At 58.6% G+C, this 25,688-nt stretch carries 31 protein-coding genes; 15 read left to right on the plus strand and 16 right to left on the minus strand.

Annotated features, from left to right (window positions below):
• The first annotated feature begins 10 nt into the window (after positions 1–10).
• The 9 genes from trhO to ABFT80_RS24950 all read left to right on the plus strand — a co-directional run bounded on the left by trhO (position 11) and on the right by ABFT80_RS24950 (position 8,075).
• Positions 11–916 carry an oxygen-dependent tRNA uridine(34) hydroxylase TrhO gene (gene trhO, locus ABFT80_RS24910; protein ID WP_347974649.1) on the plus strand — a complete coding sequence of 302 codons (906 nt, stop codon included), beginning with the start codon at positions 11–13 and terminating at the stop codon, positions 914–916.
• 129 nt (positions 917–1,045) lie between these two features.
• Positions 1,046–1,753: a tellurite resistance TerB family protein gene (locus ABFT80_RS24915; RefSeq protein WP_347974650.1), complete on the plus strand. Its 708-nt coding sequence runs from the start codon at positions 1,046–1,048 to the stop codon at positions 1,751–1,753.
• 227 nt (positions 1,754–1,980) lie between these two features.
• Positions 1,981–2,814, plus strand: a complete 834-nt coding sequence (kynA, locus tag ABFT80_RS24920; protein ID WP_347974651.1) for a tryptophan 2,3-dioxygenase — start codon at positions 1,981–1,983, stop codon at positions 2,812–2,814.
• Positions 2,815–2,895: 81 nt separating this feature from the next.
• Positions 2,896–4,035, plus strand: coding sequence for an ABC transporter substrate-binding protein (locus ABFT80_RS24925; RefSeq protein ID WP_347974652.1), 1,140 nt, complete (start codon positions 2,896–2,898; stop codon positions 4,033–4,035).
• A 255-nt stretch (positions 4,036–4,290) separates the two neighbouring features.
• Positions 4,291–5,211 carry a branched-chain amino acid ABC transporter permease gene (locus ABFT80_RS24930; RefSeq protein ID WP_347974653.1) on the plus strand — a complete coding sequence of 307 codons (921 nt, stop codon included), beginning with the start codon at positions 4,291–4,293 and terminating at the stop codon, positions 5,209–5,211.
• A 10-nt stretch (positions 5,212–5,221) separates the two neighbouring features.
• A complete protein-coding gene (locus ABFT80_RS24935; protein ID WP_347974654.1) occupies positions 5,222–6,202 on the plus strand; it encodes a branched-chain amino acid ABC transporter permease in 981 nt (326 codons plus the stop codon).
• Entirely contained in the window at positions 6,195–6,944 is a 750-nt protein-coding gene (locus tag ABFT80_RS24940; RefSeq protein WP_347974655.1) for an ABC transporter ATP-binding protein, read from the plus strand. Before ABFT80_RS24935 ends, ABFT80_RS24940 begins: the two co-directional genes overlap by 8 nt.
• Positions 6,941–7,627, plus strand: coding sequence for an ABC transporter ATP-binding protein (locus tag ABFT80_RS24945; RefSeq protein ID WP_347974656.1), 687 nt, complete (start codon positions 6,941–6,943; stop codon positions 7,625–7,627). The genes ABFT80_RS24940 and ABFT80_RS24945 overlap by 4 nt, the downstream gene beginning before the upstream one ends.
• A gap of 37 nt (positions 7,628–7,664) precedes the next feature.
• Complete coding sequence (locus ABFT80_RS24950) at positions 7,665–8,075, plus strand: RidA family protein (RefSeq protein WP_347974657.1); 411 nt, start codon at positions 7,665–7,667, stop codon at positions 8,073–8,075.
• 196 nt (positions 8,076–8,271) lie between these two features.
• Here the strand turns inward: ABFT80_RS24950 and ABFT80_RS24955 are convergent, their stop codons facing one another.
• The gene (locus ABFT80_RS24955) at positions 8,272–9,465 is read right to left on the minus strand and encodes a pyridoxal phosphate-dependent aminotransferase (RefSeq protein WP_347974658.1); all 1,194 of its coding nucleotides are present in this window, start codon (positions 9,463–9,465) and stop codon (positions 8,272–8,274) included.
• Positions 9,466–9,548: 83 nt separating this feature from the next.
• On the opposite strand from ABFT80_RS24955, the gene ABFT80_RS24960 reads away from it, so the two are divergent.
• The 3 genes from ABFT80_RS24960 (at position 9,549) to ABFT80_RS24970 (ending at position 11,536) form a co-directional block, all read left to right on the plus strand.
• Positions 9,549–10,223, plus strand: a complete 675-nt coding sequence (locus ABFT80_RS24960; RefSeq protein WP_347974659.1) for a GNAT family N-acetyltransferase — start codon at positions 9,549–9,551, stop codon at positions 10,221–10,223.
• Positions 10,224–10,248: 25 nt separating this feature from the next.
• Complete coding sequence (locus ABFT80_RS24965) at positions 10,249–11,244, plus strand: cation diffusion facilitator family transporter (protein WP_347974660.1); 996 nt, start codon at positions 10,249–10,251, stop codon at positions 11,242–11,244.
• Positions 11,245–11,329: 85 nt separating this feature from the next.
• Entirely contained in the window at positions 11,330–11,536 is a 207-nt protein-coding gene (locus ABFT80_RS24970; RefSeq protein ID WP_347974661.1) for a hypothetical protein, read from the plus strand.
• Between the two features lie 159 nt (positions 11,537–11,695).
• Here the strand turns inward: ABFT80_RS24970 and ABFT80_RS24975 are convergent, their stop codons facing one another.
• From ABFT80_RS24975 to ABFT80_RS24990, 4 genes are all read right to left on the minus strand, one after another.
• Positions 11,696–12,769, minus strand: coding sequence for a nickel/cobalt transporter (locus ABFT80_RS24975; RefSeq protein ID WP_347974662.1), 1,074 nt, complete (start codon positions 12,767–12,769; stop codon positions 11,696–11,698).
• Between the two features lie 3 nt (positions 12,770–12,772).
• Positions 12,773–13,465, minus strand: a complete 693-nt coding sequence (locus ABFT80_RS24980) for a DUF1007 family protein (protein WP_455190007.1) — start codon at positions 13,463–13,465, stop codon at positions 12,773–12,775.
• Between the two features lie 115 nt (positions 13,466–13,580).
• Positions 13,581–14,480 carry a LysR family transcriptional regulator gene (locus ABFT80_RS24985; RefSeq protein WP_347974663.1) on the minus strand — a complete coding sequence of 300 codons (900 nt, stop codon included), beginning with the start codon at positions 14,478–14,480 and terminating at the stop codon, positions 13,581–13,583.
• A gap of 2 nt (positions 14,481–14,482) precedes the next feature.
• Positions 14,483–15,673 carry an amidase gene (locus ABFT80_RS24990; RefSeq protein WP_347974664.1) on the minus strand — a complete coding sequence of 397 codons (1,191 nt, stop codon included), beginning with the start codon at positions 15,671–15,673 and terminating at the stop codon, positions 14,483–14,485.
• A 539-nt stretch (positions 15,674–16,212) separates the two neighbouring features.
• Here ABFT80_RS24990 and odc2 point away from each other — a divergent pair.
• Both odc2 and ABFT80_RS25000 read left to right on the plus strand, forming a co-directional pair.
• Complete coding sequence (gene odc2 / locus ABFT80_RS24995; RefSeq protein ID WP_347974665.1) at positions 16,213–17,346, plus strand: ornithine/lysine decarboxylase; 1,134 nt, start codon at positions 16,213–16,215, stop codon at positions 17,344–17,346.
• A 99-nt stretch (positions 17,347–17,445) separates the two neighbouring features.
• The gene (locus tag ABFT80_RS25000) at positions 17,446–18,114 is read left to right on the plus strand and encodes a GNAT family N-acetyltransferase (RefSeq protein WP_347974666.1); all 669 of its coding nucleotides are present in this window, start codon (positions 17,446–17,448) and stop codon (positions 18,112–18,114) included.
• 93 nt (positions 18,115–18,207) lie between these two features.
• On the opposite strand, the gene ABFT80_RS25005 is transcribed toward ABFT80_RS25000, so the two are convergent.
• From ABFT80_RS25005 to flhA, 7 genes are all read right to left on the minus strand, one after another.
• Positions 18,208–18,489 (minus strand): SCP2 sterol-binding domain-containing protein, encoded by a 282-nt coding sequence (locus ABFT80_RS25005; protein ID WP_347974667.1) that lies wholly within the window; start codon positions 18,487–18,489, stop codon positions 18,208–18,210.
• Positions 18,490–18,602: 113 nt separating this feature from the next.
• The gene (locus ABFT80_RS25010; protein ID WP_347974668.1) at positions 18,603–19,133 is read right to left on the minus strand and encodes a hypothetical protein; all 531 of its coding nucleotides are present in this window, start codon (positions 19,131–19,133) and stop codon (positions 18,603–18,605) included.
• Positions 19,130–19,549: a hypothetical protein gene (locus tag ABFT80_RS25015; protein ID WP_347974669.1), complete on the minus strand. Its 420-nt coding sequence runs from the start codon at positions 19,547–19,549 to the stop codon at positions 19,130–19,132. The genes ABFT80_RS25010 and ABFT80_RS25015 overlap by 4 nt, the downstream gene beginning before the upstream one ends.
• 21 nt (positions 19,550–19,570) lie before the next feature.
• The gene (locus ABFT80_RS25020) at positions 19,571–20,116 is read right to left on the minus strand and encodes a rod-binding protein (RefSeq protein WP_347974670.1); all 546 of its coding nucleotides are present in this window, start codon (positions 20,114–20,116) and stop codon (positions 19,571–19,573) included.
• Positions 20,117–20,171: 55 nt separating this feature from the next.
• Positions 20,172–20,561: a hypothetical protein gene (locus ABFT80_RS25025; RefSeq protein ID WP_347974671.1), complete on the minus strand. Its 390-nt coding sequence runs from the start codon at positions 20,559–20,561 to the stop codon at positions 20,172–20,174.
• A gap of 2 nt (positions 20,562–20,563) precedes the next feature.
• Positions 20,564–21,295, minus strand: coding sequence for a flagellar biosynthetic protein FliR (gene fliR / locus ABFT80_RS25030; protein ID WP_455190008.1), 732 nt, complete (start codon positions 21,293–21,295; stop codon positions 20,564–20,566).
• Positions 21,296–21,312: 17 nt separating this feature from the next.
• Entirely contained in the window at positions 21,313–23,400 is a 2,088-nt protein-coding gene (flhA, locus tag ABFT80_RS25035; protein WP_347974673.1) for a flagellar biosynthesis protein FlhA, read from the minus strand.
• A gap of 156 nt (positions 23,401–23,556) precedes the next feature.
• On the opposite strand from flhA, the gene ABFT80_RS25040 reads away from it, so the two are divergent.
• Positions 23,557–24,198 carry a hypothetical protein gene (locus ABFT80_RS25040; protein ID WP_347974674.1) on the plus strand — a complete coding sequence of 214 codons (642 nt, stop codon included), beginning with the start codon at positions 23,557–23,559 and terminating at the stop codon, positions 24,196–24,198.
• Here ABFT80_RS25040 and fliQ read toward each other — a convergent pair.
• Genes fliQ through flaF form a run of 4 tightly spaced genes read right to left on the minus strand, consistent with a single transcriptional unit; the run spans position 24,187 to position 25,674 of the window.
• Complete coding sequence (gene fliQ / locus ABFT80_RS25045; RefSeq protein ID WP_347974675.1) at positions 24,187–24,453, minus strand: flagellar biosynthesis protein FliQ; 267 nt, start codon at positions 24,451–24,453, stop codon at positions 24,187–24,189. The genes ABFT80_RS25040 and fliQ overlap by 12 nt on opposite strands.
• The gene (gene flgD, locus ABFT80_RS25050; protein WP_347974676.1) at positions 24,450–24,872 is read right to left on the minus strand and encodes a flagellar hook assembly protein FlgD; all 423 of its coding nucleotides are present in this window, start codon (positions 24,870–24,872) and stop codon (positions 24,450–24,452) included. Before flgD ends, fliQ begins: the two co-directional genes overlap by 4 nt.
• 2 nt (positions 24,873–24,874) lie before the next feature.
• Positions 24,875–25,330, minus strand: a complete 456-nt coding sequence (flbT, locus tag ABFT80_RS25055) for a flagellar biosynthesis repressor FlbT (RefSeq protein ID WP_347974677.1) — start codon at positions 25,328–25,330, stop codon at positions 24,875–24,877.
• The gene (gene flaF / locus ABFT80_RS25060; RefSeq protein WP_347974678.1) at positions 25,327–25,674 is read right to left on the minus strand and encodes a flagellar biosynthesis regulator FlaF; all 348 of its coding nucleotides are present in this window, start codon (positions 25,672–25,674) and stop codon (positions 25,327–25,329) included. Before flaF ends, flbT begins: the two co-directional genes overlap by 4 nt.
• Between the last annotated feature and the right edge of the window lie 14 nt (positions 25,675–25,688).

Genomic DNA, 25,688 nt, shown 5'->3' on the forward strand with positions numbered 1-25,688 from the left:
ATCAGAGCTCATGTTCAAAGTTGCCGCCCTTTATCGATTCTGCAAACTCGACGCGTTCGAGGAATTGCGCGCGCCGCTGGCTGCGTTCTGCTGCGGCAAGGGCATCAAGGGTACGCTGCTTCTCGCGCATGAGGGCATAAACGGCACCGTTGCCGGGACAGACAAAGCGATCGACGCGCTTCTCGCATGGTTTACCAACATTCCCGAATTCGACGGGATGGAGATCAAGTTCAGCACCGCCGAGACCATGCCGTTTCACCGGATGAAGGTGCGCCTGAAAAGCGAAATCGTCACCATGGGCGTCGAGGGTATCGATCCGACGAAAAGCGTCGGCACTTATGTCGAGGCTGCAGACTGGAATGCGCTCATAGCCGACCCGGATACGGTGGTGATCGATACGCGCAATGATTACGAGGTGTCGCTCGGCACATTCGACAAGGCGCTCGACCCTGAAACCAAGACGTTTCGTGAGTTTCCTGAGTGGATCGCGCAGAACCGAGACGCGCTGGAAGGCCGCAAAGTCGCGATGTTCTGCACCGGCGGCATACGCTGCGAAAAGGCGACCGCCTATGTGAAGTCGCTGGGCATCGACGATGTTTTCCACCTCAAGGGCGGAATCCTGAAATATCTCGAAACTGTGCCGGAAGAAGAAAGCCTCTGGAAAGGCGAGTGCTTCGTATTCGATGAGCGCGTTTCGGTCGGTCATGGGCTGGAGCAGGGGGATGCGCAGCTTTGCCGGGCATGCCGCCATCCGCTGACGCCGCAAGAGCGGCTTTCGCCGAAATTCGAGGAAGGCGTGTCCTGCCCGCACTGCCATGAAACGCGCAGCGAAGAAGACCGTGCGCGCTACGCAGAGCGGCACAAACAGGTGATGCTTGCCGAGGCGCGTGGCAAAGGTCCGCATATCGGCAACTGACACACTTTTGCACGACATGCTTTCGGCAGAAATTGCCTACCTGTCATTGTAATGACGTGAGGCCCTGCCTACCTCTCCGGAACACGAAACCTCGCCAGTTCTGGCGATGGTATAGACCGGAGGCACTATATGCTCGATCCCAAGAAGCTGCTTAACGACCTTCTCGGTTCTCAAGTTCCCGGAACGCAATCGTCGGTTCGCGACAAGGCCGGACAGGCCGTGCAGCTTGCCAAGGACAATCCGCTGGCATCAGGTGCAATCGCGGCATTTCTGCTCGGCACCGGCACGGGACGTTCCATCGGTGGCTCCGCATTGAAGCTCGGCGGCCTCGCAGTGGTCGGTGGCCTCGCCTACAAGGCCTATCAGAATTATCAGGCCGGTAAGCAGCCGGAGCAGGCATCTGCAACGGAAGAACAGCAGCTTTTGCCGCCGCCGGAAGACAATAGTTTTCATCCTTCGCAGGCGCCGCAGGGCGAGGGTGAATTCGCGCTGACATTGGTGCGCGCGATGATCGCGGCTGCAAAAGCGGATGGTCACGTCGATAATGAAGAGCGCCAGAAGATCGCCGACAAGCTCAGCCTTTCCGGCATCGGGCAGGAAGGTGAACAGTTTCTGCTCGGCGAACTCGACAAGCCGCTGAATATCGAAGAGCTGGTATCGCTGGCGCAGACCGATGCGCAGAAGGTCGAGCTTTATACGGCTTCGCGCCTTGCTATAGAGCCCGATTCACGCGTCGAACGCGGCTATCTCGACATGCTGGCTGGACGGTTGAAATTGCCGGATGCGCTGATCGACCATGTCGAGGCGACTGTTTCTGCGGCGAAGGTTCCGGCCTGAAGCATAAGATCTGGAGCGCTTTAACGGTTTAATTTTTCATTAACCAATAGGGCGCATCCTTGATCCTAGTCGGATCTGCTTCTCCTCCTCCCAAGCAAGATCCCGAATTGGGCGGTCACAGTGGCCGCCCTTTTTGTGCGCCAACGCAATATGTTTTAATCATAAAATTTCATACTTGAAATGTTTTCGGGCATCTGCAATCCTTCGAATGTAGCGAGGGAAAGTGGATGACGGAGCCTGCTCACGGCCATCATGGTGCGGAACTGCAATTCCGCGACCGCATGTCCTATGGCGACTATCTGCATCTCGACCGGATTCTGGATGCGCAGTTTCCGCTTTCAGACGCCCATGACGAAATGCTTTTCGTCATCCAGCACCAGACATCCGAACTCTGGATGAAGCTCGCAATTCACGAAATCCGCTCTGCCATGAAGGCGATCCGCGAGGATCGACTGCAGCCAGCATTCAAGATGCTGACGCGTGTCGCGCGCATTTTCGAGCAGCTCAACAGTGCCTGGGACGTGCTGCGCACCATGACGCCCAGCGAATACACGCAGTTTCGCGATGCTCTTGGCAAATCTTCTGGTTTTCAATCCTGGCAGTATCGTGAAATCGAATTTCTCGCGGGCAATCGCGTCGAAGCGCTTATGCAGCCGCATGCGCATCTTGCCGGGGTGACGGCCGATCTGGAGAAAATCCTTTCCGAACCCAGCCTTTACGATGAGGCGCTTCTTCTGCTTGCGCGATCCGGTTTCGATATCGGAGACGAAGCGCAGCGGACCGACTGGCGCGCCAAGCGCGCGGAAAACCAGAAGGTCATGGAGGCGTGGCAGGTGATCTACCGCGCGCCGGAAACGCATTGGATGCTTTACGAACTGGCCGAAAAACTGGTCGATTTCGAGGATTACTTCCGCCGCTGGCGCTTCAACCATGTCACTACGGTCGAGCGCATCATCGGGCTGAAGCGCGGGACAGGCGGGACGGGCGGTGTTTCCTATCTGCGCAAGATGCTCGAAGTGGAACTCTTTCCGGAACTGTGGAAATTACGCACCGAACTCTAAGAAAAAGGGACAATTCCCGCACCGTTCGGTACGAAACTTGGGAACTATTAGGGTCAAACGAAGAAAATGGGAGAATTTCGAATGAAAAAACTAATTGCAGCGGCTGCTTTCGGCCTTTCGATGAGCGTGTCGGGACTGGCTTTCGCTGAGCCGGTAAAGGTCGGCATGATCACCACGCTTTCCGGCGGCGGTGCGGGCCTCGGCATCGACGTGCGCGACGGCTTCATGCTGGCGGTCAAGCAGGCCGACAATAAGGATCTTGAAGTCGTCATCGAAGACGATGCACAGAAGCCGGAACTGGCCGTGCAGATCGCCGACAAGATGCTTCAGAGCGACAAGGTCGATATTTTGACCGGCATCATCTGGTCGAATCTGGCCATGGCCGTCGTGCCGAATGTCGTGAGCCAGGGCACCTTCTATTTGTCGACCAATGCCGGGCCTTCCGCACTGGCGGGCGCGAATTGCAACGAGAACTATTTCAACGTCTCGTATCAGAACGACAATCTGCATGAAGGAATGGGCAATTACGCTACGACCAGCGGCATCAAGAAGATGTTCATCCTCGCGCCGAACTACCCGGCGGGTACGGATTCGCTGAATGGTTTCAAGCGCTTCTACAAGGGCGAACTGGTCGGCGAAGTCTACACCAAGCTCGGCCAGACCGACTATGCGGCGGAAATCGCGCAAATCCGCGATTCCGGCGCGGATTCGGTGTTCTTCTTCCTGCCGGGCGGCATGGGCATCTCCTTCATGAAGCAATATGCGCAGTCGGGCATCGAAATCCCCGTCATGGGACCGGGCTTCTCGTTCGATCAGGACGTGCTGGGCGCGATCGGTGATGCGGCAATCGGCGTCAAGAACTCTTCGCATTGGTCGAAGGATCTCGATAATGCCGAGAACAAGCAATATGTCGAAGCCTTCAAGGCCGAATATGGCCGCCTGCCTTCGCTCTACGCGACGCAGGGCTACGACACGGCAAACCTGATCCTGGCTGCCATGTCGAAGGCCGACGTGAAGGACAAGGACGCGTTCCGTGCGGCACTCAAAGCGGCTGATTTCAAGTCGGTGCGCGGCAAGTTCACCTTCAACACCAACAATCACCCTATCCAGGACATCTATGTCCGCGAGGTGATCAAGGAAGACGGTGTGCTGACCAACAAGATCGTGGAAACGACCTTCACCGACCATAAGGACGCCTACGCGGCTGAATGCAAAATGTGAGATGGCGTTCCCCCGATTTACGGGGAGTATCGCACATCGAGTTCGACCCCCACTCCGTCGCGCTTCGCGCGCCACCTCTCCCCCGATCGACGGGGGAGAGGAAATGCCAAGGCTGGCTCCTTTCCTCTCCCCTTTTGAGGGGAGAGGTGCCGAGCAAAGCTCGGCGGAGTGGGGGTAAGTCGTGCCGTATGCGATTGCCCTGCTATCAATGTTCGCCCTTTCCAATCGAACACCCGAACTGATGGAATCTGATCCTTGTCCACGGCGCTCCTGATTGAGCAACTTCTGAACGGTCTGCAGTTTGGCGTGACGCTGTTTCTGATGGCGGCGGGGCTGACGCTGATTTTTGGCGTGATGGGCTTGATCAATCTCGCCCATGGCTCGCTCTATATGGTCGGTGCTTTCGCCTGTGCTGCGGTGGCCGCGGCGACAGGTTCGTTCTGGATCGGCCTTGCGGCAAGTCTCGCGGCTGCGGCAGCGGCGGGCGCATTGGTTGAAATTCTGGTGATACGCCGCCTCTATGATCGTGACCATCTGGATCAGGTTCTGGCGACTTTCGCGCTTATCCTGATCTTTTCCGAAGGTACGCGCTGGCTGTTCGGCTCGTTTCCGCTTTATCTCGATATTCCCTCGCAGCTTGCGGGCGCGGTTACGCTGCCGGGTGGCGGGCGCTATCAACTCTACCGGCTGGCGATTATCGGTGTCGGTGTTGCAGTTGCGGTCGGGCTCTATCTGCTGATTTCCAAGACGCGGCTTGGCATGCGCATCCGCGCCGGCGAATCCGACCGCGAGATGATCGGCGCTTTGGGCGTCGATATCCGCACGCTCTACACCGTGGTTTTCGCGCTGGGTGCGGCTCTTGCCGGGCTGGCGGGAGCGCTGGTCGGCGCTTTGCAATCCGTGCAGGTGGGCATGGGCGAACCGGTGCTGATCCTTGCCTTCGTGGTGATCGTGATCGGTGGCATCGGCTCGATCAAGGGCGCGCTGGTGGGTGCTGTTCTGGTCGGAATGATCGACACGATGGGGCGCTTTTTGTTGCCCAAGCTGTTTGCTGCCATGTTGGGCGCTTCGCAAGGCGCCAGCGTCGGCGCGGCGGTTGCCTCGATGCTCATCTATATCGTGATGGCGTTGATCCTCGCATTCAGGCCGAAGGGCCTGTTCGCGGCAAATGCGTGAAGGCGGATCGATGACCAGAGAATTCGCCACCAACCTCTTTCTCGCTCTGCTGCTACTGGCGGTTCCTTTCGCGGCACTCGCTATGGACGAGCCATTCTACGTCACGCTTGCAACGCGCACCGCAATTCTGGCGCTGGCCGCGGTCGGCCTCAATCTGGCGCTGGGGCTTGGCGGGCTCGTCTCTTTCGGACATGCCGCATTCTTCGGGATAGGCGGCTATGTGGCGGGCATTTTCGCCACCCATGCCTTCAGCAGTCAGCCCATGTTTTCCTGGCCGTTCGAGTTCATGGGCAGCAACCAGATGCCTGTCATCTGGCTGACCGCAATCGTGGTCTGCGCTTTGGTGGCGCTGCCGATCGGCGCGATCAGCCTGCGAACGGCTGGCGTCTACTTCATCATGATCACACTGGCCTTCGCGCAGATGATCTATTATTTCGCGATTTCCTGGCCCGCCTATGGCGGCGAGGACGGATTGTCGATCTATGTGCGCAATGCGTTTCCGGGGGTTAACACGGCCAATGCGCTGACGTTCTTCCTGATCTGTTACGGGCTTTTGATGCTCAGTCTGTTGCTGTTCTGGGCTGTAGCTGGCTCGCGCTTCGGCACGGCGCTTCAGGCCGGGCGGCAGAACGCAGTGCGGCTTGCCGCAGTCGGCATCGCGCCGTTCCGTGTCAGGCTCGTGGCATTCACGATTTCGGCGATGATAACGGGTCTGGCTGGCGCACTTTTTGCGGATTTAAACCGCTTTGTCGGCCCCTCCATGCTTTCCTGGCACATGTCGGGCGAGTTGATTGTGCTTATCATTCTTGGCGGCACGGCGCGGCTTTTCGGGCCGCTGGCAGGGGCAATGCTGTTCGTCGTTTTCGAGTTCGCGCTCGGCGGGTTGACCGAGCATTGGCAGTTCTTCCTTGGGCTCATTCTGCTTGGTGTCGTGCTGTTTGCGCGTGGCGGTCTCATTGGCCTGATTGCCGGAAAGGCGGACCATGGCTGAGCCGATCCTTTCCATCCGCGATCTGAAGAAAAGCTTCGGCGCGTTGAAGGCGACCGATGGCGTGAGCATCGATGTGCGGCCGGGTGAAATCCATGCGCTGATCGGCCCGAACGGGGCCGGAAAAACGACGCTGATCCACCAAATCTCCGGCACGGTGCTGCATGACAGCGGCACGATCCATCTTGGCGGAGAGGATATTGGAGCGCTGGGTGTTGCCGAGCGTGCGCGGCGTGGCCTTGGGCGAAGCTTTCAGATTTCGTCGCTTGCGCCGGAATTCTCGACCCTGCGCAATGTGATGCTGGCCGTACAGTCGCGGCAGGGGTCGAGTTTCCGTTTCTTCAAACCGGCTAAAAGCGACCGCTCCCTGATCGATCCGGCCATGGCGATGCTGGAACGCACCGGGCTGGCCGAGCGCGCCAAAGTGCCCGCAGCCGAGCTTTCGCATGGCGAGCGGCGTAAGCTGGAAATCGCAATCGCTTTGGCGCTCAGGCCGAAAGTCTTTCTGCTCGACGAGCCGATGGCCGGCATGGGCGCGGAGGGCGCGCGCAGCCTGACCGGGTTCCTCGACGCGCTGCGGCACGAGGCGCCGATCCTGCTGGTCGAGCACGATATGGACGCGGTGTTTGCCCTGGCTGACCGGATTTCGGTTCTGGTCTATGGCCGCGTTATCGCTTCCGGCACGGTCGATGAGATACGCGGAGATGCCGAGGTGCGCCGCGCTTATCTGGGAGAGCAGCCATGAGTTTGCTCGAAGTAGCCGGTCTCGAAACATTTTACGGCGCATCGCAGGCGCTTTTCGGCGTCGATCTGGCGGTCGAAAAGGGCGAAGTCGTCGCTTTGATGGGCCGCAATGGCATGGGCAAGACGACCACCATCCGCTCCGTGATGGGGTTGAATCGTCCGCGCGCTGGTGGGATCCGCTTCAATGGCGCGGACATTGCCGGAAAGCGGGCATATCGAATTGCGCGACTTGGTTTGGGGCTTGTGCCGGAGGGAAGGCGTTGTTTTCCCAATTTGACAATCCGCGAAAATCTGGTCGCTGCCGCGCGCAAGGGCGAGTGGACGCTGGACCGCGTCAACGCGCTTTTCCCGCGCCTGAAGGAGCGTCAGGACCAGTATGCGAATACGCTTTCGGGCGGCGAGCAGCAGATGCTGGCCATCGGCCGCGCGCTGATGACCAATCCGACGCTGCTCATTCTCGACGAGGCGACGGAAGGGCTGGCGCCTGTCATTCGCAACGACATCTGGGCGGCGATCCGGCAGTTGAAGGCGCAAGGGCAGTCGATCCTCGTCGTGGACAAGACGCTTGCCGAGCTTCTGCCGGTGGCCGACCGCTGCTTCGTTCTCGAGCGCGGCAAGACGATTTTCAACGGTGCGCCTTCTGAACTCACCAGCGAGTTGCAGGAAAAATATCTCGGCGTCTGAACCGGGAATGCACCGATTTCCAGGGAGTTTTACGACCATGACCACGCAACCTGTTCACCAGATTCTTCATCCCTCGGAGTGGAAGGCCGCGAAAGGCTATGCCAATGGCGTGCTTGCGGAAGGCCGCATGATCTTCCTTGGCGGGCAGATCGGCTGGACAGGCGATCAGGTGTTCGAAGCCAAGGATCTCGCCGGGCAGACGCGCCAGACGCTTGCGAATATCGTCGAAATTCTGCGCGAGGGCGGCGGCGGGCCTGAGCATATCGTCAAGATGACTTGGTATGTGACCAGCAAGGCTGAATATCTCGCGGATTTGAAGGGCATCGGTGCGGCCTATCGGGATATTATGGGCAAGCATTATCCGGCCATGGCGATGGTGCAGGTGGTGGCGCTGATGGAGGATGAGGCGAAGGTGGAGATCGAGGCGACGGCGGTTTTGCCGAGGTAAATCTTCGAAGTTTGCGCTCTACGTTGCCCCCCTCTGGCCTGCCGGCCATCTCCCCCACGGGTGGGGAGATTGGCTTTCACATGTGATTTCGCCAATCGTTGAAGATTTAGCGCCATCGACAAACACAGCCAATCTCCCCACCTGTGGGGGGGATGGCCGGTAGGCCAGAGGGGGGCAACGTCGAGCGCCGAACTAACTAAGCTTTCCGCTCTGCCAAAAAATCCCCGATCCTCCCCAGCGCGCGCTGGATGTTTTCTTCGGAATTCGCATAGGAAACGCGAATATAGCCTTCGCCGAGAATGCCGAAATCAGGCCCGCCGATAAGCGCAACGCCTGCGTCTTCGAGCAAAGCGGATGCCAGTTTCTTGGCTTTCCAGCCGGTCTCCGAAATATTTGGAAAAGCATAAAACGCGCCTTTGGGCGTGGCGCAGGAGATGCCGGGCAGGGCGTTCAGCCCTTTGACGACTAGTTTGCGACGACGGTCGAAGGCTGCCATCATTGTCGCGACTGCATCCTGTGGACCGTCGATCGCTGCGATGCCAGCATATTGGCTCGGCGCGTTTACGCAGGACCAGCAATTGACTGCCAGCTTGCGCACCTTGTCGTAGAGATTTCCGCTTTCCGGTCCGTTTGGCCAGATCGACCAGCCCATGCGCCAGCCGGTCATGGCCCATGTCTTCGACCAGCCATTGAGGACGATCAGCCGGTCGCGGATTTCGGGAAAGGTCAAAAGCGAGCAGTGTTTTTCGCCGTCATAGGTCATGACGTCGTAAATTTCGTCGGACATGATCGCGACATGCGGATGGGCGGCGAGGCCTTTTACCAGCTTTTCGATCTCGGATTTCGGCGTAACGCCGCCGGTCGGATTGGCGGGCGAATTGAGGATCAGCAGGCGCGTTTTGGGCGTGATCAGGGAAAGCGTTTCTTCCGCTGAGAAGGCGAAGCCGTTTTCTTCACGGATTGGCACCGGAATAGGCTTTGCGCCGGTGAACTCGATCATCGAGCGATAGATCGGAAAACCGGGATCGGGATAGAGAATTTCAGCGCCCGGCTCGCCGAACATGACAATCGCTGCATACATTGTCGGCTTTCCGCCGGGCATGATCATTACCGTGTCCGGCGAAATCTCGACGCCGGTGAGCGATAGGGTGCGCCGGGCGACGGCCTCGCGCGTTGCCAGAAGGCCGGTCGCTGGTGTGTAGCCGTGGTGGCCGTCGCGCAGCGCTTTGATGGCGGCTTCGACGATGTGTTCGGGCGTTTTGAAATCAGGCTGGCCAATCCCCAGATTGACGATGTCGCGGCCTTTTTCGGCAAGGGCTGTGGCGCGCGCGAGAACGGCGAAAGCGTTTTCCTCGCCCATGCGATCAAAAGCTGCGATTGTCTGGAGCATTGCCAGTATCCCCCCTGGTTCTTCAAAAAATTCATTGTTTTTGAAAGGGTTCGGGCCTGAATGTCAAACGGAATGGAAAATCGATGGTCACGGAATTGAAGAATTGGCAGCCGCGCCCGAGGCCGGAACGCAAGGTTCTGGACGGGCATTTCGTTAGGCTCGAACCGCTTGATGCTGCGGCCCATGGCGATGCGCTTTTTGACGCTTCTTCCGTTGCCGATGCCGACCAGCGCTTTCGCTGGCTGCCGGAATTCTCGCCGTCCGAGCGCGAAGATTTCCAACCCTGGCTGGAAAAGGCGCAGGGTAGCGAAGACCCGCTGTTCTTCACGGTGATCGATAAGGCCAGCGGCAAGGTGGGCGGGCGGCAGACGCTGATGCGTATCGATCCGGCAAATGGCGTTGCCGAAATCGGCAATATCTATTGGGGGCCGCTCCTTTCGCGAAAGCCCGCCGCGACCGAAGCGCAATTCCTGTTCATGCGCTATATCTTCGACGATCTCGGCTATCGGCGTTACGAATGGAAATGCAACAACAACAACGAGCCTTCGAAGCGTGCGGCAGAGCGTTTCGGTTTTACCTTCGAAGGCCTGTTTCGCCAGCATCTCATCGTTAAGGGTGAAAATCGCGATACGGCGTGGTATTCGATCATCGATAGCGAATGGCCTGCGCTGAAACGCGCCTATGAAGCTTGGCTCGATCCGGCTAATTTCGACGCGACAGGGCAGCAGATACGCAAGCTCGAAGACTTCCGGTCCTGAAGGGCCGCCAAAGGAATACACGTCGATGGCGCATGGGCATAGCCATGAAGCAGGACATGAGCATGGACACAGCCATGGCATGGGCCATGTTCACGGCTCCGGCGACAAGAAACGCGTTCTGATTGCAGCCTGCCTGACGGGCGGGTTCATGATTGCCGAGGCTATCGGCGGTGTTCTGACAGGCTCGCTGGCGCTGCTTGCAGATGCCGGGCACATGCTGACGGATTCGGTTTCGCTGGTGCTGGCCTGGTATGCGTTTCACCTTGCCGGGCGCGCTGCCACGTCGCGCCTGACCTATGGCTTCGACCGGGTGAAGACGCTGGTTGCCTACACAAACGGGCTTACTGTTTTCGCCATCGGCCTGTTCATCGTCTACGAGGCCTATCACCGTTTCAGCGAACCTACACCCATACTTGGCGGCCCGATGCTGCTGATTGCGGGGATGGGACTTGCCGTGAATATCGCGGCATTTTTCATCCTGCATGGCGGCGACCGCGAGAGCCTGAACATGCGCGGCGCGATCCTGCATGTGCTTGGCGATTTGCTTGGGTCGGTTGCGGCTATCGTTGCAGCGGTCGTGATTTTGGCGACCGGCTGGTATTTGATCGATCCGATCCTTTCGGTTCTCGTCGCGCTGCTGCTTTTCCGCAGCGCGTGGGCGTTGGTGAAGGAATCCGGCCATCTTCTGCTTGAAGGCGTTCCGCAAAGTCTCGACCGGGACGACATCGCACGCGACCTCGCAGCTTCGATCGCGGATGTCCGCGAGGTGCATCACATGCATGTCTGGTCGCTCGACGGTTCGAAGAACATCGCGACGCTTCATGCCTGCCTGAATGAGGGTGCGGACCCGCATGTCGCGGTCAGCGCGATCAAGAAAAGACTGGCGTCAACGCATGGAATAAGCCATGCGACCGTCGAGCCGGAATTCGATTGCTGCGCGGATTCGCATGGCGATCACGAACATGGCGAAGAAATTGTGCCGGACGGGCATGACCACGAACATGCAGGTCATCGTCACTGATCGGCTTTAAGTGTATTGTTTACGCAATTCCGGATGGAAAACCGCCCCCATTTTCCCGGAATTGCTCCAACCAAAGGGAATTGGCATGAAAAGGGATAGCCGAAACGCGCTGATTGCGTCGGCGTGGATATTGTTGACCTTCGGCATTGGCGGATATTTCCTGCCGAAGGTGATACTCGCCGTCGGCGATTTCTCGCCGATCGCAGCAGGCGGTGTCGCAGCACTTTTCGTGCTCGCCTTCTTCATGGTGTTCTGGCTGCGCGGGCGATACCAGCGCAGGCATGGCAGGTAAGAGCCCTTTTGCAAATTCTGCCCTGCCGGACATCTAGCGCAGTTTTCTGCGCTTTCGGTGCTCACGTACCAAATGTACGCTCCGCTCGTCGCAAGGGCGACCCCGAAAACCACGCTATATGACTCGGCAGAGCGAATTATCAAAAGGGCTCTAAGACGATTACACGCTGAGGCTTGCCGTCAAAAGTAGCAGGCCGAGCAGGAACACGAAACCCGCACCGCCAATTTCAATGGCCGCATGAACCCGGTTTCCGGCGCGTCCATCGCCCGCCATCGCAACCGCCCAGTTCTTTGCCGTAACCGCCAGGATCGCGAGGATCGAGACGGTGATTGCGGTGCCGATCGACATTGCAAGCACGGACAGGACGCCGCCGAGCCAAAGCTGGTTCAGGAAGGCGAAGGTCAGCACGATCAGCGCACCAGAGCATGGGCGCAGGCCGACTGCGGTGACGGCCGACCATGCGGTTTTCCAACTGAAATTATCGCCTGAAAGCTGTTTCGGGTCCGGTGCATGAGAATGGCCGCAGGTTTCGCAGACTGGAACAGCACTATGGCTGTGGCTGTGCGAATGCGCGTGATGACCATGATGATGATGGTCATGTCCGCAATTGTCGTGGTGGTGGTGATCGTCATGCGCCGCGTGCGCCGCAGACAGGCTGTGCGCCGGATTTGCGCCGAACATGCCGCGCAAGCGCGGCGCCGCCTTGCTCCACAGGAGCCACGCGCCGAAAGCCGTAATCAGCGCGTAGCTGACGACTTCCAGAAACCAGGTTGCGTTCGTCATCGAGACGGATGTTCCGCGCAGGACGAAGAAGGCCAGCGCAATGACGATGATTGCGGTCAGGCCCTGCAGGACTGCCGATACGAAGGAAAGCATGATGCCGCGGCGCAATGCGACTTCATTTGCCAGCATGTAGGATGAGATGACCGCCTTGCCATGGCCGGGGCCGGCGGCATGGAAAACGCCATAGGCGAAGGACAGGCCAACGAGCAGCCATGGCTGTCCGCCATCGTCGCGCATGGCTTTCAGCGCGCCGGTGAGCGAGCGGTAGAAGCCCTGCTGCTGGACATTGATCCAGTTCAGCCAGCCGGAGAAAAACCCGGTCGAGGGGATCATCGCCTCATTCGTACCAATGCCCAGCGAGCTCTGCGCGTGAGCGCGGGCAAGGAAGTGTGTTAAGATATATGTTATCAACAAAAGTCCGAAAACCACGCGGACGGTATTCTTCTTCACGGTCTATCCCTCGGCTTTGCAGTTCAGTTCGAGACGCGTCGCAAAAATCTTGCTCATGTCGGTTCCGGATGGATCGTTGAAGAACGCATCCGTCAATTTGCTCTGGTTCTGCGCGAGTGCCTCGTCCGGGTCAGGACGGACAACGCTGCGCGTGCACCATGCGGGCAGATTGCTCACGGCCATGTTCTCGTCGTCTACGAAATCGATGGCAGTGTAGAAGGTCGGGTCATAAACGCCGAAATCGATCTTGCCGGATAGCGGCAGGGGTTCGGCAGGTTCGGATTCGAACAGGATGATGAGCTGGTCGTGCTCGTAATTCGCGATGAACTGCGCTGGCGGCTTCATCTTGAAATCCTTGCCGTCGATCGTGACGAGCTGGAAATAGTCGAACTCGGCAAGCGATTGGAAGACGGTGTCGGCAACGTCGTGAAGCTCGTCGTCATCCAGCTTGAGGTCGGAATTCTTGTCGAATTCCATCAACACCGTGCTGGAGAAAAGATCGTCGAAGCGCCAGAGATGTCGCAGGGATTTCACGCTCTTGCCATCCTCCGCAAGCACCACGTCGAGGCGGGCTTCGGCAAAGACATGCGGGTGAACGCGCGCGGCAGATGTCGAGCAAAGCATGGCGGCCAGCGTCATGGCTGCCATGGTGCAATAGGATCTTATCGACGTTGATTTGCCGGTCGGCCGATTCATGGTCTCGAAACTCATCATAAAGCGGGCGAATTTGGGACGGGAACCACCAATTCTGCCGGATATTTATATAAAGTTTTAAATCGTTCTTTGTGCGTCCAACAGGACGCAGGGCGATTTAATGCGTTGTTTCGACCTTGAACCAATGCACCAGGAAGTCAACGAAAACGCGGATTTTTGCGGGCAGGTAGCGGCGGTGAGGATAGACGGCGAAAATGCCGCCGCCCGGAATTATGCGCTCGTCCAGCAGGCTGACCAGCCGTCCCGCTTCGATTTCTGGGGCCGCGATGAAATCCGGCAGGATCGCGAAGCCAAGCCCCGAAACCGTTGCGGCACGGGCTGCCAGCGGGCTGTTGACCTCCATCGGCCCCGATACGCCGACCGTAATGACTTCGCCGTTTTCGCCAAGAAACGGCCAGTTGGTAAGCCAGCGGCCATTGGTGTCGATGATGCAGGGAAGCTTGCTGAGTTCCTGAGGCGTCTTCGGGCTACCGTGTTTTTCGATCAGGTCGGGGGAGGCGCAGAGGCGAACCGAAAAGGGCGAAAGCCTGCGTGCGATGAGGGAGGAATTTTCCAGCCTCGAAATGCGAATCGCCAGATCGAAGCCTTCCTCGACCAGATCGACAAAACGGTCGTCCAGATGGATATCGAGCACAATGTCTGGGTATTGCTTTACGAACTCTACCAGCGACTGGCCGATGGGCGCATCTGCAAAGGTACGCGGCGCGCTGAGCTTTATGCGGCCGCGCACGTCACCGGATGAATCACGGACGGCATCGGCAAGGCTATCTACTTCGCGGACGATTTCGGATGCGCGGCGGTAATAGGTGTGACCGGCTTCGGTCAGCGAAAACTGGCGCGTCGTGCGGTTGAGAAGCAATGCGCCGAGTTCGTCCTCGAGTTCGCGGACATATTTGGAAAGCAGCGCCTTCGAACGGCCGATTTTGCGCGCCGCTGCCGAAAAGCCTTCCGCCTCGACCACGTCGATAAAGGCGCGCATGCGGGTGAGTGTGTCCATGATCAGGCCTTTTCTGCGCGGTCGAGAATGGTTGCGGCGAGACGGATCAAAGCCATGTCGCTGTCTTTCGGGCCGAGCAGCGAGATGCCGAACGGTGCGCCCTGCACCATGCCGAGCGGTATCGTGATTTGCGGAAATCCGGACAGACCGGACCAGCATAAAAGCCGCAATGCGCGTTCGCGGTAAGCTTGCATCTCGTCGCTGGATCCGTCCTTCAATGGCGCGGCACCGGGAACTGTGGGCAGGATCAGAATGCCGTCATCGGCCAGCAGATCGGCGAGCTTTTCGCGGAAGAGATCGCGCTTCTTGGTTTCTTCTGCCGCATCAGCACTTTTTATCGTGCTGCCGTATTCGAAGCGCTCTTTGACGCCGGGGCCGAGATTGCGGTCCGCGCCGGAAATCCACTCGCCATGCGATTGCCACGCCTCAAAACCCTGAATTCTGCGGAAAGACCAATAAAGCTCGTCCACCGAAGCATTGATTTTGGCGGCATCGGGTTTCATGCCTAGCGCCTCGCAGACGAGATTTCGCATCGCGTGATATTCGGCCTCTTCCTCCGGGCCGAGAACCAGCGCGTCCAGCACTTCTGCAAAGAGCAGGCGTTGCGGAATTTTTTGGCCCTTATCCGGTCCGAGCAGAACTTCGCCAACTTTTTCGTAAGTGCCGATGTCGCGGGAAAACCAGCCGACCGTGTCGAGACTTGGCGAAAGCGGCATGATGCCATCGAGTGGAATGCGGCCCTGCGTCGTGCGCAGCCCGACGAGGCCGCAAAAACTTGCAGGCGCGCGGATCGAGCCGCCGGTGTCGGAGCCCAGCGCTATATCTGCCAGCGCTCCGGCGATTGCCGCTGCAGAGCCGGAAGACGAACCGCCGGTGACGCGGTCGGGAGCGGCGGAATTGATGGGCGGCGGGAAATGCGCGTTCAGGCCCATCAGCGAAAAGGCGAGTTCGTCGGTTTGGGTTTTTCCGGCAAACAGTGCACCGGCATTGAGGAGGCTTTCGACCGAGGGTGCGCTGCGAAGTGATTCGCCGCCGGCCTTCATCGGGTTGCCGCAGCCAGTCGGATAGCCTTTGACGTCGTAAATGTCTTTTACGGCCAGCAGCATATCCGCCAAAGGCCCGAATTCCGCGCTTTTTACTGGGCGATCCGGCAAATCGAGGAAGGCATTCAACTCGTCGCGCATGGGCTGCATTGTTCACCTTACGGATACGATATCGCCAACATCGTTCTGCAATGCAATTTTTTCAAGGTCAGGCAAATTTTTCGTTGATTGTGACACTCGACTTTCCTATATCCGCGCTTGCCCAAAGTCGCACGTGCCTGTGGGTGTCCGCCGACCCTCGAATGGTGAGGAATCGGTAAGGTACCTGGAATTAACCCCTCCAGTCGGTTTAGCGGCCAACCGCGAAATCGAGGACATCTTGAAGCAACGACGGTGCGGGCCTTTCTGGTGTTCTGCCGGTCGTCCAAAGACCGGGGTTACTGAAGAGGCACACCTTCATTGCCGGCAGTGCGGAGGCATTCTCCAAAGCTGAGGCAGACAAAGCGAGTATTCGCCGCAAGGCGTTGCTCATCGCCGCGTGACACGCGTCTCATGGTTCCGGTGTCTTCCACCGGCTGGATCCATGCGATTCGCCGTCGCGTCCTTTGTCCACCGCGGAACCTCAATGGCCGAGTGCCGAGGGACCGCAGCTTGATAGACGCGGTTCCGGCCGCGCATGGAGATACCCGATGGCTACACAGCGCATCCTCGATTTCCTCGCAACCCGTCGTCCGAACGGTCCTTGCCTCGTGCTCGACCTCGAAGTCGTCGCGGAGAATTTCCACGCCTTCGAAAAGGCGATGCCGGATTCGAAAATCTATTACGCCGTGAAGGCAAACCCTGCGCCGGAAGTCCTGCGCCTGCTGGCTTCCATGGGCTCGTCCTTCGACACCGCTTCGGTGGCTGAAGTCGAAATGGCCATGGATGCAGGCGCGAGCGCCGATCGCATCTCCTTCGGCAACACGATCAAGAAGGAGCGCGACATTGCGCGCGCCTACGAACTCGGCATTCGCCTCTTCGCAGTCGATTGCGTCGAGGAAGTCGACAAGATCGCCCGTGTTGCGCCTGAAGCCCGCGTATTCTGCCGCGTGCTGACCGATGGTGAAGGCGCTGAATGGCCGCTGTCGCGCAAGTTCGGCTGCGTACCGGACATGGCCGTCGATGTGCTTCGCCATGCGAAGTCGCTCGGCCTCGACGCCTATGGTGTGTCGTTCCATGTTGGCTCGCAGCAGACCGATCTGGACGCATGGGACCGTGCGCTCGGCGACGCGAAGCGCGTTTTCGCAACGCTTGCCGAAGAAGGCATCACGCTGAAAATGGTCAATATGGGCGGCGGTTTCCCGACGCGTTACCTCAAGGACGTGCCGGTTGCGCAGGCCTATGGCCAGGCGATCTTCGGCTCGCTGCGCAAGCACTTTGGAAACACCATTCCGGAGACCATCATCGAGCCGGGCCGCGGCATGGTCGGCAATGCAGGCGTCATCAAGTCAGAGGTCGTCTTGATCTCCAAGAAGGCCGACAATGACAATGTGCGCTGGGTCTATCTCGACATCGGCAAGTTCGGCGGTCTGGCCGAGACGATGGACGAGGCGATCCGCTATCCGATCGTGACGCCGCGCGACGGCGATGCGGTTGCACCTTGCGTGCTTGCCGGACCGACCTGCGACTCGGCGGACGTGATGTATGAAAAGACGCCGTATCCGCTGCCGCTTTCGCTCACCATCGGTGACGAAGTGCTGATCGAGGGGACCGGCGCATACACCACGACATACTCGTCGGTCGCCTTCAACGGCTTCGAGCCTCTCCGATCCTACGTGATCTGACAGGGCTCAAGCCCCGTCAGATCACTATCGTTTCGGGCGACACGCGTCGCCCGAGGGGTTTTGCTTGCGGATGGATTCCGCTCGTAAAGGATCTAGGAAATGGACTTCTCGTACTTCGCTGAACAGCACCACGTAGACGATTGGGTAATCTCCCCCCTTGTGGAGCGCTCTACGTTGCCCCCCTCTGGCTTGCCAGCCATCTCCCCCACAAGGGGGGAGATCAGCAGTGGCGTTGCTTTCGCCATCGTGTCCGAGCAGCTTGCCGATATAGCCACGCGCGACGCGCTGCTTGATCGTGCTATGGGGCCGAAGCGCCGCAAGAAGTCGTCGGAGAAGCTGCGTCGCGGGCGTCGCGCGTCCGAGGGGCTGGCTTTCGTGGCACGCGATGCGGCAGGCACGATCGTCGGCACGGTCAGGCTCTGGGATGTGAAGGCGGGCGAGGGCGGTCATGCAGCGCTTCTGCTTGGGCCTCTGGCTGTCGATCCTTCGGTCAAGAGCGGCGGCATCGGTTCGGCGCTGATGCGTCATGCGATTTTGGAAGCAGCCCGGCTTGGCCATGGCGCGATCCTGCTTGTGGGGGATGCGCCCTATTATGCGCGTTTCGGCTTTTCGGCGCAGAAGACGGCGCAGCTTGCCATGCCCGGCCCTTACGAGCAGGAGCGTTTTCTGGCGCTTGAGCTGAAAGAGGGTGCCCTGGATGGCGCGCGTGGCGTTCTCAAGGCGAGCGGCCGCAAACTGAAAGCAGCGGCGCTGAAGTTCGTAGCCTGAAAGAAATTCGCTTGGCCGCAGCTATCAGCGTGCGACGAGCGGACGGCGATCCGGACCGCGGGGGCGGTCCGGATCGAACCTTCGTAAAGAAAATTAGATAATCTGGCTGAGAGCCATGGCGACGGACATGTCGCCTTCGACCTTGATCTTGCCGGTCATGAAAGCGGTCGTCGGGCTAAGGTCGCCGGAGATCAGGTCTTCCAGGCTGCTGAGCGAAAGCTTGATCGTGCAATCGGTCGGCGCATCGACGGTCGAAACCGTGCGGCCATCGACAACGATCACTCCATCCGAGCCGGTATCGAACTTTACGGATTTGTCGAAATCCGCGCTTTCGACCTGGGATTTGATTTTCTCGGCAATGGCTTCGACGCTCATGAAATAGCTCCTTGTTGTGCCGGCGGTGTTCAGAACCGCCGTTTTTACTGCGCGGCAAGTCGAACATATATGGGTTGATTAACGTTTACGTCAACGTGATTTCTGGGAAGATGTCAGTGCGCGGCAGGCGCGGGGGCAGGGGCTGGCGTTGCCGGTGCTGCTGCCGGAAGGCCACGCCCGGAATTGGCACGGATTTCGGACTTGGAGAGGAAGTCCATCTGCTCGATCATGACTTCGCTGATTATCGGTTCGCCGATGCGCGCATTCACGCTGTCTCGTATGCCGTGCCTGAATGCATCGAGATCCATTTCCTTTGGCTGCGAGAAATCGATCGCAGGATTGGCAAAGAGGAACGAGTAGACCTGATCGGTAATCAGTGTGTCTGCCGGAACCGAAAGCTTGCGCAGATTGGCCTGCTCGGCCGTGTAGACGAAACGCGCGAGGAAATAGCCCTCGATGCCGCGATCCTTCATGACCGGCACCGATATGACGGCGGTTTTCACATAATCGAGGCCGCCAAGCAGTGGTGGAGGGGTCGCGGCTGCTGCAGCGTCGGCTTTGGTGCCGGAAGACTGGAAAGCATAGACGACCGCGCCGATCGTGACGGCACAAATCCAGATTGCGGCCCCGATGAACTTGATCATCTTACCCAGCCGAACTCGCCAGCGGAGTAAGTGCCATCGTTCTCGCCCTTCTGGATCGCGTCCTGCATCATGGTAGCGACTTCGGTGACGGCACTCAGATGGTCACGAATGACGGATTCGTTGATCGCCAGCTTCTCGCGAAGGCTGCGCAATCCATCGCCATGCTGCGCAAGAAGGTCCGTGTCGCCAACGTTTTTGACCACGCGGGTCAGTTCATAAAGATAACGGCTCTTGCGCGCATTCGACGCCTTTATGTCGAAGCGTACATCGGTGCGTATTGCGTTTGTTTCATGCTCGACGGCTTTTTCGATCCGTCCGAGCAGGGCCGTCAAGCTTGCTGGCTTGATCGCGACCGCCACTTCCGGCGGTGTTGTCTGAGCAGATGAGATCTGCGCGAATTGCTTATCATTCGACATGTTTGTCTGCTCCCTGAACGATTACTTCTTTGTTGTGGCGGCGATGCCGGATCGCTCTTCGGTGATCGAGCGGGCAATCTTGCGCTGTATGTCCTGCACGAGGGCCTGAGACAGCGAAGTCTGCTCGTCCGTTTCCGTATGAGCGCTGGCGTGTTTGACAGGACCGACCGCCACGCGTTTGTCGCCGCTGGCGTAGTGGTCGGGTAACATTCTGTCCGCTATACCGATGCCGCCGCGATCCGCCATCACCCCTGCGATCTTTTCGGCCATCATCGATTTCCACATGTCACCGGCAATACCCTTGCCGTAAACGGCTTCGGCATCCTGCGGCATCATGTTTTGAATAAAAGTCTGCAACACCATCGCCTCAAAACGCTTGAAGCTGTTTGGCGAAGCGGGCGGTTCGGCTGCGCGGCCCGATTGCTGCGTTTCTCCCACCGAAAAATTCGCGCCCGTGGCAACACGCCCTCCGCGCTTGGCGAGTTCGGCGCGTGCGGCTTGCACGCCCGAAGGCTCGGCCGCGCGGGCAACATCGAGAACAATGTCGCTGGGAGGTGAAATCGCCAATATATGGATCCTCTGTTATTTCGCCGGATCATGAAGCAACAAGCTTGCGGCAGCCTTACTTGTCGTTTCCGACGTGTTTGCGCTCGATCATTTCGAGCCTTTCGCGGTCGGATGTCTCGCGTTCGTCGCGCTGGCGGACCTCGCGATAGGCGCGCTCGACCATGTTGGTGCGCGCCGTCGCGGTCGCCACATTCGCCGATTCCACCTTGGCGCGCGCCTTGTTTTCCTGGCTGCGATTCAACGCCTTTTCGATGCGGTTCGAGTAGAGCGCAGGAAACAAGGGCGACAGCGAATCCTCGGCGTCGAAGCGGTTCATGAGGTCTTCTGCCTCGCCTTGCGCGCTTATTGCGGCCGATACGAAGCCTGCGTGCCGCGTTTCGTGCAGGGCTTTCAGCTTCTCCTGCACGTCTACCAGTTTTCGCAGGCGGTCCTTGCGCGTCGTCATGCCTACCTCCCGATGGTGATGTCCACGAAGCCGTCCGCGAACAGGCTAAGCATGGTGGTTACGCCGAAATAGAAGATGATGAGACCGCCCGCGATGACGAAAGGCAGCGAGATGAAGTAGACCGGAATTTGCGGCGTCAGCTTGTTCACGAAGCCGATGGTCAGGTTGACGAGGATCGCATAGGCGATGAAAGGGCTGCCCAGCCGCAGCACCACCATGAAGCCTTCCGACAATGTGTCGGTCATATCGACCAAGGCCGCCTGCGGGTTGAACATCACTTCGATCGGCGCCACCCGGTAGGAGGCGACCAGCGCCTTTATGATCTCGTGATGGAAATCGAAGACGAACAAGAGCATCAAGGCCGAGAATGTGATGATCGAGGCGAGAGCTGCCTGTGGCTCTACCTCTTCGATGGCGTTCCCACCCATGCCGCTATAGCCGATCAGCATGGCAATCGCCGACCCCATGAATTGCAGCGCGAGCATATAGAGGCGCGCCATCAGGCCGATCAGCGCGCCGATGAGCAGTTCCGAGCCGATCATCGGAAGCAGTATGTCCACGCGCCGGTCGACATGCGGCAGGATCTGATCCCAAAGATGCGCCAGCAATCCCATCGTCGCCGCGATTGCAACGAACAGCCGGATTTGGGGTGGCACGCGCGCGCTCGAAAGGCCCGGCATGAGCATGAAACAAGCGCCGATGCGGCAGAATGCAAGAAACGCCGCAAGCACCATGCTTTCGGCTGTTGGGGTCACGAAACGGTTCCGAGCACGCGGATTTCGACACCTTTTGCGATTTCGACATGCGAAAGCACGGGCAGGGTCGGGAAAAGACGCTCGATGATCATGCGAACGTAAGGGCGCGCGTCAGGCGCGGTGACGATGCAGAAGCGTTCGCCCGCTTCCAGATGCACGCGAATGGCGGTGGAAGCTTCCTGGCCGAATTCCTCGAGCTGGCGCGGATCGATGTCGAATTCGCGGATTTCGCCCTTGGCATCGCGCTTGAGGCTCTGGTGGAAGGCCATGTCCCAGCGGTTTCCGAGGCGAAGAACCTTCAGCACGCTGCCTTCCGAGAGATCGCCGCAAATCTGCTGCGCCATGCGGATGCGGACATGCTCGACGATCTGCTCGGTGCGGCGTACATGCGGCGCGATCTCGGCGATGGCCTCGATGATGAGATGCAGATTGCGGATCGATACGCGTTCTGCCAGCAGCAGCTTCAGCACGGCCTGCAGGCCCGGATAGGAAATGTGCGAGGTGCAAATCTCGTCGGCCAGCTTGCGGTACTCGGAATCCTGACGCTCCAGCAGTGACTTCATGTCCTTGTAGGACAGGAGCTGCGGCAGATTGTTTCGAATGACTTCGCTCAAATGCGTCAGCAGAACCGACATGTTGTCGGCGAAGGTGAGTTGCTCACGCCTCAAGTCTTCGGCAAACATTTCCGGCACCGAATAGGCGCGCATCGCGAAGGCAGGCTCACGCACTTCCTCGCCCGGAATTTCCGGTGTCGGGCGGTTGCCGAGCAAGACCATAAGCTCACCGACGCGCACCTGATATTCGGCGACAACGGTGCCGTGAACCTTGATCTGGTAGCTTTTCGAGGGGATCGAGAAATCGTCGGTCAGGCGCACTTCAGGGACGACGAAGCCATATTGGCTCGCGAATTTCTTGCGCATCTTGCCCATGCGGAACGCAAGTTCCTGATGCGAGGTAAGAAGCTTGCCGGACAATTGCTTGCCGATCAGAAGTTCGATCTCAGCGGTCTTCAGAGAGGCTTTGACGGAATTCTTTTCCTCGACGTCCTTTTGGGCCAGCTCCATTTTTTCCGCTTCCTGGGCGGCTGCGACGCGCTTGTTGTGCTGCATCGGAATGAAATAGCCGAGCGCTGCCATCGCGACAGCCAGGCTGAGGAATGGAAACATCGGCAGGCCGGGAACGATCGACATGAGAAGCAACAGGCCGCCCGCGACGTAGAGCGCGCGGGGATAGGCGCCGAGCTGGCCGAAAACAGCCTGATCCGCCGAGCCGCGCGTGCCGCCTTTCGAGACAAGAAGACCGGCTGCCAGCGAAACGATCAGTGCGGGGATCTGTGTGACCAGACCGTCGCCCACCGAGAGCTTGATGAATACATCGGCCGCTTCGCCCATGCTCATGCCGTGGCGCAGATAGCCGATGGCGATGCCGCCGATAATGTTGATCGCGGTGATGAGCAGGCCGGCGATCGCATCGCCGCGCACGAATTTCGAGGCACCGTCCATCGAACCGAAGAAGGAGCTTTCTTCTTCCAGTTCACGGCGGCGCAACTGTGCGGTCTTGTCGTCGATCATACCGGCGGAAAGGTCGGCGTCGATCGACATCTGCTTGCCGGGGATGGCATCGAGCGTGAAGCGGGCACCGACTTCCGCGATACGCGTTGCGCCCTTGGTGATGACGATGAAGTTCACGACCACCAGAATCAGGAACACGATAAGGCCGATGACGAAATCGCCGCTCATCACCAGGCTCGAAAATCCGCTGATTACATAGCCCGCCGCGTGCGTGCCTTCATTGCCATGGGAAAGGATCATGCGCGTCGTCGCGATGTTCAGAGACAGGCGCAGCATCGTTGCGATGAGCAGGATCGTCGGGAACGACGAGAAATCGAGCGGGCGCTGAATCCATAGCGCGACCATGAGGATAAGGACCGAGATGGCGATGGAGAAGGCGAGGCCGACATCGATCAGAAAAGCGGGGATAGGCAGGAAGAGAACTGCCAGGATGACGACGATGCCAAGCGCGAAAAAGACGTCGCGGCCGCTTTTTGCCGAACTGTTCGTCGAGATCGTTTCCGTTAAAGCCATCTACTATGCCTGCCCGCTCAGTTTCGGAGGCAGCGTCGGCGCTTCTCCGTTTGGGGCAGGTTAAGGGTTCAAGCTTGTGCGAGGGTGAGCTTCACCGGACGGCTTCCAGTGTTTGAAAGCTTGAACAATCCTGGTTCGTCTGATTAGTCAGCGACCATGCAATTTCTCAATTCGTCGCGAGTCGTGGCCGCGTTGGTTTCACTGTCCGCGCTTCCCGCCATGGCCATGTTGCCCGAATGGATGGCTTGGGAAAACCAGCCGATCGAGAACCTCCAAGTGCTGGTTCTGTTTTCCGGGATGATCATCGCAGGCGCTTTTCAGATTCGCGGCGACGAGCAGTGGAAATGGTTCTGGCGCGTGGTCACGCCTGTCTGGCTCATATTGTGCGCCCGTGAGCTGAGCTGGGGCGCTGCCTTTTATCCGCCGACGAAGATGACCGAGGTTGGCCCCTTTTTCGCGTCACGTGCGCTCTGGTATCGTCCGGTCGTCTACCCGATGGTGGGCCTGATAATCGCGGCCATGTGCTACATGATCCTGCGGTATCGTACGTGGCAGAAAATGCCGGAAATAATGCGCGGCGGGGCGATGCCATGGCTGGAATGCGGTTTAGTCGTTGCCGCATTGCTGGTCTCTATCAGCGCCGAGGGACATGGCGGGCCTTTGTCCGCGCTGATACCCAATTCATTGGTGCTCGAAGAGACGGCTGAACTGGCAGCTTATTGCTGGTTGCTGGTCGCACAATTCCGGGTTCGCGAGTTCCAACTCTCGAACAACGCGCTGATTTCATCAAAAGCCTGATTCGATCCGCTCGAAAATGACGTTCGTAAAGGCTGAAATCTGACCGCCGATAAACGGTCCGGTGAACGCGATGACGAGCATGATCGCGACGATCTTCGGTACGAAGGTGAGCGTGATTTCCTGAATCTGTGTCAGTGCCTGCACCAATGCGATGCCCACCCCGACCAGCATCGCAGCCGCCACGGCGGGGCCGGAAGCGGTCAGGACCGTCCAGATGGCAAACTGGACGATGTCGAGGGCATCGGCTTCGTTCACGCTTCTTCCGAGCCTTTCGGTGCGCCGATGGTGACGCCCGGCCCGACGATGAGCTCCTTGCCATTATCGAGAACGGCAATGATCCCATCCGAGAAGACGCGGACTTCGGTCACGACGCCGGTGATCGACTTATCCGCAGAGGTGATCTGGCGTCCGATGATCGAATCGGCCTGCGCAAGCGTCGAGGATTGCAGAAGCTGATCGAGCTTGGAGTTGATCTGAACCGACTGCTCGACCTGCGAGAAGGCGGCAAGCTGTGCCACATATTGCGTCGAATCCATCGGGTTCGTCGGATCCTGATTCTTCATCTCGGCAACGAGAAGTCGAAGAAAGGAATCATAATCGACCGAGGTCTTGGACTCGGAGGTTGTGGTGTTTTTCGTCTGTAGTGTTGCGGCGGTGTTCAAATTGACGTTCATGTCTATCTTTCTTCTACGGCAACCGGTTGGGCGGCAAACGGATGCGGGTCTTCGCAGCTGACCGGTTCGGATGCGATCACCGCGGCTTCGATCGGGTAAAGTGCGCGGATCGTTTTCAACGCATCGTAAACGCGATCTTCGGACACAAGCTGATCGACCTGTTTGAGCGCTGCGCAGATTTGCGGATGCACGTAGCTTGCAAGCATGAGCGGCAACGATTTGCGGAACATTTCGCGCGCTTTTTCAGCACCTTCCGGATTGATCAGCATGATCTGGACGATGAAGTAGAGCTGGCGAAGCGGCGTCGATGCCTGTTCGGGTTGAAGTACATGTCCTTCGAGCAGAAACTGCACGTCGTTCAAAAGCTCAAGCGTAACCTTGCGATCAACGCGCAGGACTGCGCCGTTGACGTAGATCTTCTCATGCGGCTTGAGCGAAATTTTCAGGGTATTTTTCATTGAATGCCGTCGCGGATGATCTGCGAGACTTCGATCAGACCGTCGAAATTGTCGGTGCGGCCTTGCCGGACGTCTTCCGCCTCGCGCAGCAGCCACAGGCCAACCGAAATCAGATTGGCGCGCAGTTCTTTGGGCAGCGCATTTTCGGGATTTCCGAGATCGTCGATGAAGGTCGTCCACACGCGGTTCGTGAAATGGAGGGCCTCGACAGCTTCCATCGAATTCGTGCCGGCAGTACTGGCTGCCGACAAAAGATCGATCGAGCGGCTCAAAAGCTGCTTTTCGCGCTCTTTCGCGTCCACGACTGAGTCCGTCTGAATATCGGCATAGGAGAATTGATACATTAGCCCCGTCTCGA

The organism is Foliimonas ilicis (genome assembly GCF_039939195.1).
Taxonomy (GTDB): domain Bacteria; phylum Pseudomonadota; class Alphaproteobacteria; order Rhizobiales; family Rhizobiaceae; genus Foliimonas; species Foliimonas ilicis.